General features: G+C 71.1%; 6 protein-coding genes. 2 read left to right on the plus strand and 4 right to left on the minus strand.

The window, feature by feature from the left end:
* Both ACFW2E_RS26355 and ACFW2E_RS26360 read right to left on the minus strand, forming a co-directional pair.
* The coding region (locus ACFW2E_RS26355) for a pyridoxal-dependent decarboxylase (protein WP_384469546.1) at positions 1 to 779 on the minus strand (779 nt) is incomplete at its 3' end.
* Between the two features lie 59 nt (positions 780 to 838).
* Entirely contained in the window at positions 839 to 2,125 is a 1,287-nt protein-coding gene (locus tag ACFW2E_RS26360) for an ion channel protein (protein WP_384469547.1), read from the minus strand.
* A gap of 132 nt (positions 2,126 to 2,257) precedes the next feature.
* Here ACFW2E_RS26360 and ACFW2E_RS26365 point away from each other — a divergent pair, with 132 nt between their 5' ends.
* The gene (locus tag ACFW2E_RS26365; protein ID WP_384469548.1) at positions 2,258 to 3,019 is read left to right on the plus strand and encodes a MerR family transcriptional regulator; all 762 of its coding nucleotides are present in this window, start codon (positions 2,258 to 2,260) and stop codon (positions 3,017 to 3,019) included.
* An 18-nt stretch (positions 3,020 to 3,037) separates the two neighbouring features.
* Here ACFW2E_RS26365 and ACFW2E_RS26370 read toward each other — a convergent pair whose 3' ends face one another.
* Complete coding sequence (locus ACFW2E_RS26370) at positions 3,038 to 3,403, minus strand: YbjQ family protein (protein WP_384469549.1); 366 nt, start codon at positions 3,401 to 3,403, stop codon at positions 3,038 to 3,040.
* A 140-nt stretch (positions 3,404 to 3,543) separates the two neighbouring features.
* On the opposite strand from ACFW2E_RS26370, the gene ACFW2E_RS26375 reads away from it, so the two are divergent.
* Positions 3,544 to 4,533 (plus strand): VTT domain-containing protein, encoded by a 990-nt coding sequence (locus ACFW2E_RS26375; RefSeq protein ID WP_384469550.1) that lies wholly within the window; start codon positions 3,544 to 3,546, stop codon positions 4,531 to 4,533.
* 4 nt (positions 4,534 to 4,537) lie between these two features.
* On the opposite strand, the gene ACFW2E_RS26380 is transcribed toward ACFW2E_RS26375, so the two are convergent.
* Positions 4,538 to 6,205: a threonine/serine exporter ThrE family protein gene (locus ACFW2E_RS26380; protein WP_384469551.1), complete on the minus strand. Its 1,668-nt coding sequence runs from the start codon at positions 6,203 to 6,205 to the stop codon at positions 4,538 to 4,540.
* Between the last annotated feature and the right edge of the window lie 114 nt (positions 6,206 to 6,319).

A 6,319-nucleotide genomic window follows, 5' to 3' on the forward strand; every position in this document is an offset into this window, starting at 1 on the left:
CCCGCGCGCGCCCCCACAGGGGCGCCCCCGCCCCCTCCCCGGCCCCGGGGCCCCCCCCGCGGGGTCCGAACCTGGTGGGCGTCCTGGGCCGCCAACTGGGGGGCGATCGGCTCGTAGGAGCCGTCGAAGGTCGAGCCGAGGATGCCGACGACGCCGATGGTGTTCTCGTCGCACAGCTCGGCCGCCGCCTGCGGGTCCAGGTGGTAGCGGTCGCCCTCCATGGGTACGAGCCGGGGCTCGACCTCCCAGAAGTTGCAGAACTTGTCCCAGCACACCTGGACGTTGATCCCCATGACCAGATTGGGCCGCGCGGCCGGGTAGCGGTCGGCGTTGCGCTTCATCCAGCGCCGCTTCAGCGCCATCCCGGCGAGCATGCACGCCTCGCTCGACCCGGTCGTCGAACAGCCCACGGCGGCCGACGGATCCGGCGCGTTCCACAGGTCGGCGAGCATCGCCACACAGCGCCGCTCCAGCTCGGCGGTGCGCGGGTACTCGTCCTTGTCGATCATGTTCTTGTCCCGGCACTCCCCCATCAGCACCCCGGCCTGCGGCTCCATCCAGGTGGTGACGAACGTGGCCAGATTCAGCCGGGAGTTGCCGTCCAGCATGAGCTCGTCGTGCACCAGCTGGTACGCCGTCGTCGGCGGCAGCGGGGTGTCCGGGAGCCGGTGCGTGGGCGGGGCCTCGGTCATGTCGACGACCGGATTGGCCTCGCCGTAGAACGGGTTGACGGACACGGTCCGCTCTTCGTGCTTCGCCGGACCCTTGTGCAGTGCCATGGTCGTGTCTCCTAGGAGGGGCAGGGGAGGAAGAGGGAAGGGGTGGACTGGCCGGCCGCTCACCGGACCGCCGTCCCGTCCGGCCGCAGCTGCATCTGCGGCCGCCCCGTCACCAGCAGCCAGGCCGGCAGCGAGGCGATGCACAGCAGGGCGAGGATCACCGGCGAGTCGACGAGTACCGCGGCGGTGAACAGGCTCACCCAGCCCTGCCGGGTGATGGCCAGGAGCATGCCCAGGACGCCCGCCGCCACGCCTACGGCGGGCTGTACGCCGGAAACGAGGGCGTGGGCGCACAGACCGAGCGCGGTGCCCACGAACACGGCGGGGAAGATCCGGCCGCCGCGGAAGCCGCAGGTCGCGGCGACCGTCAGAGCGGTCAGCTTCACCACTGTCATGGTGGCGAACTGACCGGCCGTCCAGCCCTCCGGGTCGCGCGCCAGCACCGCGATCTGGTCCAGCCCCTTGAAGAGGGTCAGCGGGCCGCCCAGGGCCCCCAGCGCGCCCAGGACGAGCCCGCCCGCCGGAAGCATCAGCATCGGGTGCCGCAGTCGCCCGAAGGCGGAGTGGAGGTACGGGAAGGCGTAGACGGCGCACATGCCGAGGAGCGCGCCGACCACGGCGACGACGATCGCGGACAGCACGTCGCGCGCGTCCGGCCGGCCGATCAGGGGCAGGTGGAGATCGAAGCTCGCGTGGTGGAGCAGATCGGTCGTCAGGGCGCCGGCCGCGGCGGCGGCCAGGGGAGCGAACAGGTTGTCCCACAGCAGTCCCTTGATCGGCTTGCCGGCCAGCGCCTCCGAGATGACCAGGGCCGCCGCCACGGGCGTGCCGAACAGCGCGCCGAGCGTCGCCGCCTCCGCCAGCGCCGCCCACAGCCCGCCCGGCATCCGGGGGAGGTACCGGCGGCCCAGCCACACGGCCAGGCCGACGTTCACGGCGATGATCGGGTTCTCGGGGCCGAGGCTCGGGCCGCCCGCGAGCATCAGGGCGGCCGCCAGCAGCAGGCCCGGCAGCACGACGGGCGGCAGGGCCGGGGCGTTCAGACCCATGGTGGCCGGGTCGGGCCCCGCGTGGCCCGGCACCTTCCACACCACCAGCCCGACCACGACGCCGGTCGCGGTGAGCATGATGAACATCCACGGCACGGAGTAGCGGCCGATCCCCAGGGCATCGGGCAGGGTCTGCCACAGCACCCCCTCGAGCTGCTGGGCTCCCACGCTCACCCCGACGAAGAGCAGGCTGGAGACCACGCCCACGACGAGAGCGGGCAGGATCAGCGGCAGCAGGGCGCGCGCGGGGGCCGCGGGAGCGGTGGTGGGCGCCTGCTGCGCGGAGTCCTGGGCCACGGGCTCACCATAAGCGGACACAACGGGCACAACATCCGGAGTGGCGCAGCCGGGGAAATCCCGGGAAACGGGCTTGCACCTCACGTCACGTGAGGGCCCACCGTGGAGTGCGTACCAAGAGAAGGAGCGGAAGTGAGTTACTCCGTGGGGCAGGTCGCCGGCTTCGCCGGTGTCACGGTGCGCACCCTGCACCACTACGACGAGATCGGCCTGCTCGCCCCTGGCGAGCGCAGTCACGCGGGCCATCGGCGCTACAGCGACGCCGACCTGGAGCGGCTGCAGCAGATCCTGTTCTACCGGGAGCTCGGCTTCCCGCTCGACGAGGTCGCGGTCCTGCTCGACGATCCGGACGCGGACCCGCGCACGCACCTGCGCCGTCAGCACGAACTGCTGACCGCCCGGATCGAGAAGCTGCAGAAGATGGCCGCGGCCGTGGAGCACGCCATGGAGGCACGCAAGATGGGCATCAACCTCACGCCCGAGGAGAGGTTCGAGGTCTTCGGGGACAAGGATCCCGACCAGTACGCGGAGGAGGCGGAGCAGCGCTGGGGCGGCACCGACGAGTACGCCGAGTCACAGCGCCGCGCCGCCCGCTACACCAAGGAGGACTGGAAGCGCCTGCAGGCCGAGGCCGACGCCTGGGGCGAGCGCTACGTCGCCCTGCTGGCCGCCGGTGAGCCGCCGGCCGGCGAGGCGGCCATGGACCTGGCCGAGGAGCACCGGCAGCACATCTGCTCGTGGTTCTACGAGTGCTCGTACGAACTCCACCGGTGCCTCGGCGGCATGTACGTGGCCGACGAGCGGTTCAGGGCGTTCTACGACTCCATGCGGCCGGGCCTCGCCGAGCACCTCAACGAGGCGATCGCGGCGAACGCGGCGCGGCACACGTCGTAGCCCCCTGGCCCGGGCGGCCTACTCCCGGGCCAGGACCACCGCGGTCCCGTAGGCGCACACCTCCGTGCCCGCGTCCGCCGCCTCCGTCACGTCGAAGCGGAACATCAGCACCCCGTTGGCCCCCCGCGCGCGTGCCTGCTCGACGAGCCGCTCCATGGCCTGGTTGCGGGTCTGCACCAGCGTCTTGGTGAGCCCCTTGAGCTCACCGCCGATCATCGACTTCAGGCCCGCGCCGATCTGACTGCCCAGGTGGCGTGAGCGCACGGTCAGCCCGAAGACCTCGCCGATGACCTCCTGCACCCGGTAGCCGGGCACGTCGTTGGTGGTCACGACCAGGACGTCCGGCTGGGGTCCCTGACCGCCGCCGTACTCATCAATGCCCATGGCTCACAGCTTTGCCCCAGTCCCGGCACAGTGCATCCTGGAGACACCGGTGGAACCTGGGGTGGACACATTGCGTTGATAGCTTTGTGCGGCCGTACCAAGGACGCCGTACCGCCTTCACCCCTCAGGAGCCCGGAACCGTGACGACGCTCGCCCTCGGCCCGAGCTGGCTGGACCCCAACTACCTGCTCGACACGTACAGCATCTGGGGCCTGCTCCTGATCGTGTTCGCCGAGTCCGGCCTGCTGATCGGGTTCTTCCTGCCGGGTGACTCGCTGCTGTTCACGTGCGGCCTGCTGATCACGTCCCACCAGCTGGACTTCCCGCTGTGGGGTGCGATCGCCCTCATCTGCCTCGCCGCGATCCTCGGCGACCAGGCGGGCTACATGTTCGGCAAGAAGGTGGGCCCGTCCCTCTTCAACCGCGCGGACTCCCGTCTCTTCAAGCAGGAGAACGTCACCAAGGCCCACGAGTTCTTCGAGAAGTACGGCCCGAAGTCCCTGGTCCTGGCCCGCTTCGTGCCCATCGTGCGCACGTTCACGCCGATCATCGCGGGCGTCAGCGGAATGAAGTACCGCTCGTTCCTGACCTTCAACGTCATCGGCGGTGTCCTGTGGGGTGCCGGTGTGACCCTGCTCGGCTCCTGGCTGGGCAACATCGGCTTCGTCAAGAAGAACATCGAGGCGATCCTCATCCTGATCGTTCTCGTCTCGGTGATCCCGATCGCGATCGAGTTCCTGCGGGCGCGCTCCAAGGACAGGAACAACCCGCACGCAGGGACGTCGGCCCAGCAGCAGCCCTTCCAGCCCCAGCCCCAGCCCCCGGCCATGGACGACGCCACGACCCGGCTGCGCCGCGTCGAGCCGGAGTACCAGCAGCAGCCGCAGCCGAACGGTTCGAACCAGGGCTATGACCAGGGCTACGACCAGGGCTACGACCAGGGCTACGACGAGTACTACGGCGGCCCGCAGCAGCAGCCCTACGCCCAGCCGGAGTACCCCGGGCAGCAGTACCCGCCGCAGCAGCACCCCGGACAGCAGTACCCGGGACAGCAGTACCCGCAGGGCTACGACCAGCAGCCGTACGGGGCCCGGCAGGGGCGGCAGCAGTACCCGTACCCCCAGCAGTAGGCCCTCAGAAGCCCCTCGTCCGCTTGGCGGCCCGGCGTCCGGCGGCGGTGCCGCCCGGCACCCGCAGAAACAGCCGGGAAATCTCCGACCCCAGGTTCACCCCGATGGCGATGGCCATGGCCAGGGACGCGGCCTTGGCCAGCGACACGAGCCCCTTGTCCACCTCGTTCTGCGCCATGGACAGCAGTCCGAAGTAGGTCGCCGAACCCGGCAGCAGCGGGCCGATCGCCGCGGTCGTGTACGGCAGCGCGGACGCGAACCGGTAGCGCGACAGCAGCTGGCCGAAGAGCCCCACCAGCCCTGCGGCCACGGCCGTCGAGGCCACCGGTGAGATGCCGCCGACGTAGTGCATCGCGCCGTACACCGACCATGCGACGCCCCCGTTGAGGGTCACCGCCAGCACGGTGGATCGTTCCTGCTGGAGCAGCACCGCGAACGTCAGCGACAGCACCATGGACGCGGCGATCTGCAGCAGCGGCCGCTCGGCGATGTTCAGCGCCGCGTCCGGGTTGAGCGTGCCGCCCACCTTCACGCCGAAGTAAAGGATCAGCAGCACGCCGATGACGATGCCGACGAAGAAGTACATGACCTCCAGCAGCCGCGCGGCCGCCGTGATGTAGAAGCCGGTCAGCCCGTCCTGCACGCCCGCCACCAGGGCCCGTCCGGGCAGCAGCGCGAACAGCCCACCGGTGACCACGGCGGACGCCTTCACGTCGACGTGCGCCAGTGCGAAGGCCACACCGATCGCCGCGGGCGGCATCGCGGCCACTGTGAACTGGTAGAACTCCGGCAGCCCGCGTCCCGCGCACAGCCATGCCAGCCGGTCGCCGAGCATCGCGCCCAGAGCCGCCGCGACGAAAACGATCAGGTCACCGCCCACCAGGACGGAGGCCGCGCCCGCCAGCAGCCCGCTCGCCAGGGTCAGCGCCCATCCGGGATACGGGTGGCGATTGCGGCGCATCTCCGCGAGGCGCCGGTAGGCCTCCTCCAGGGGGATGTGGGTGTCCGCGGTGGTGAGGTCGTCCACCAGCCGGAACACGGCCGACAGGCGCGTGTAGTCGGTGCCCCGGCGGCGTACCGTCCGGGACGCCGTCACCGGGTCGTCGACCAGCGACGGCTGGTACGAGATCGACAGCAGGGTGAAGGTGACGGTCGGCTCGCAGCGGTCGAGCCCGTACGCACGGCAGACCGCGAACATCGCGGCCTCCACGTCCTCCGCGCCCTCGCCACCCGCCAGCAGCAGCTCGCCGATGCGCAGGGTCAGGTCGAGCACGCGCGGGACGGCCGGGCCGCCCTCCTCCGCCTTCTGCACCGGCTCCGGCGCCGGCCGCTCGGTCACCGGCATGCGCAGCATCGTGCGCATCCGGTCCTGCCAGGGCGCGTCCTTGATCAGGCTGACGGCCGGTATGCCCTCCGGCGGGGTGAAGACCGGCGGGGCCTGCCTGGCGCTGTAGGTGCTCGGCACGCTGAAGGCCGACCTTTCCGGCTCGGCGCCGGGCGGCTGCGGGGCGTCCAGGCCCTCGGGCAGGGCGAATTCGGAGGTCGTCTCGGACTCGCCGCCGCCTCTGGGGACGGCGAGCCCCTCCGGAACGGCGAACTCGGACGTGATCTCGGAGTCGTAGGCGCTCCTGGCCTCGTCCGACTGCGGCTTGCGGTCCTCCGCGTCCGTCACTGAAGCAGCACTCCCTGTACGACAGTCCGACAAGCCTCAGTATGCGCACAGGGATGCGAACGGGGGGGGGGCGGGCGGGGCGGGGGGGGGGGGGGGGGCGCTGGGGTGGGGGTG

Source organism: Streptomyces sp. NPDC058964 (assembly GCF_042741275.1).
GTDB lineage: Bacteria > Actinomycetota > Actinomycetes > Streptomycetales > Streptomycetaceae > Streptomyces.